The following is a 1,703-nucleotide window of genomic DNA, read 5'->3' as shown; positions in this document are numbered from 1 at the left end:
TGAATCAAAACAACGTGTTATTGATAACACAAATTCGTATTTTATGAGCTAATCCAACATCATAATTTTTTATGGAGATTTTGATCCTGGCTCAGGATGAACGCTGGCGGCGTGCCTAATACATGCAAGTCGAGCGAACAGATAAGGAGCTTGCTCCTTTGACGTTAGCGGCGGACGGGTGAGTAACACGTGGGTAACCTACCTATAAGACTGGAATAACTCCGGGAAACCGGGGCTAATGCCGGATAACATTTAGAACCGCATGGTTCTAAAGTGAAAGATGGTTTTGCTATCACTTATAGATGGACCCGCGCCGTATTAGCTAGTTGGTAAGGTAACGGCTTACCAAGGCAACGATACGTAGCCGACCTGAGAGGGTGATCGGCCACACTGGAACTGAGACACGGTCCAGACTCCTACGGGAGGCAGCAGTAGGGAATCTTCCGCAATGGGCGAAAGCCTGACGGAGCAACGCCGCGTGAGTGATGAAGGTCTTCGGATCGTAAAACTCTGTTATTAGGGAAGAACAAATGTGTAAGTAACTGTGCACGTCTTGACGGTACCTAATCAGAAAGCCACGGCTAACTACGTGCCAGCAGCCGCGGTAATACGTAGGTGGCAAGCGTTATCCGGAATTATTGGGCGTAAAGCGCGCGTAGGCGGTTTCTTAAGTCTGATGTGAAAGCCCACGGCTCAACCGTGGAGGGTCATTGGAAACTGGGAAACTTGAGTGCAGAAGAGGAAAGTGGAATTCCATGTGTAGCGGTGAAATGCGCAGAGATATGGAGGAACACCAGTGGCGAAGGCGACTTTCTGGTCTGTAACTGACGCTGATGTGCGAAAGCGTGGGGATCAAACAGGATTAGATACCCTGGTAGTCCACGCCGTAAACGATGAGTGCTAAGTGTTAGGGGGTTTCCGCCCCTTAGTGCTGCAGCTAACGCATTAAGCACTCCGCCTGGGGAGTACGACCGCAAGGTTGAAACTCAAAGGAATTGACGGGGACCCGCACAAGCGGTGGAGCATGTGGTTTAATTCGAAGCAACGCGAAGAACCTTACCAAATCTTGACATCCTTTGACAACTCTAGAGATAGAGCCTTCCCCTTCGGGGGACAAAGTGACAGGTGGTGCATGGTTGTCGTCAGCTCGTGTCGTGAGATGTTGGGTTAAGTCCCGCAACGAGCGCAACCCTTAAGCTTAGTTGCCAGCATTAAGTTGGGCACTCTAAGTTGACTGCCGGTGACAAACCGGAGGAAGGTGGGGATGACGTCAAATCATCATGCCCCTTATGATTTGGGCTACACACGTGCTACAATGGACAATACAAAGGGCAGCTAAACCGCGAGGTCATGCAAATCCCATAAAGTTGTTCTCAGTTCGGATTGTAGTCTGCAACTCGACTACATGAAGCTGGAATCGCTAGTAATCGTAGATCAGCATGCTACGGTGAATACGTTCCCGGGTCTTGTACACACCGCCCGTCACACCACGAGAGTTTGTAACACCCGAAGCCGGTGGAGTAACCATTTATGGAGCTAGCCGTCGAAGGTGGGACAAATGATTGGGGTGAAGTCGTAACAAGGTAGCCGTATCGGAAGGTGCGGCTGGATCACCTCCTTTCTAAGGATATATTCGGAACATCTTCTTTAGAAGATGACAAAGGAATAACATTGACATATTGTATTCAGTTTTGAATGCTCAT

General features: G+C 49.3%; 1 rRNA gene. It reads left to right on the top strand.

Annotated elements, in window-relative coordinates:
* Positions 1-68 precede the first annotated feature (68 nt).
* Positions 69-1,621 (top strand): 16S ribosomal RNA (locus KA883_RS12670).
* The last annotated feature ends 82 nt before the right edge of the window (positions 1,622-1,703 follow it).

The organism is Staphylococcus sp. GDY8P54P (genome assembly GCF_017892645.1).
GTDB lineage: Bacteria > Bacillota > Bacilli > Staphylococcales > Staphylococcaceae > Staphylococcus > Staphylococcus ureilyticus.
This window is presented reverse-complemented; position numbering and strand designations above follow the sequence as displayed.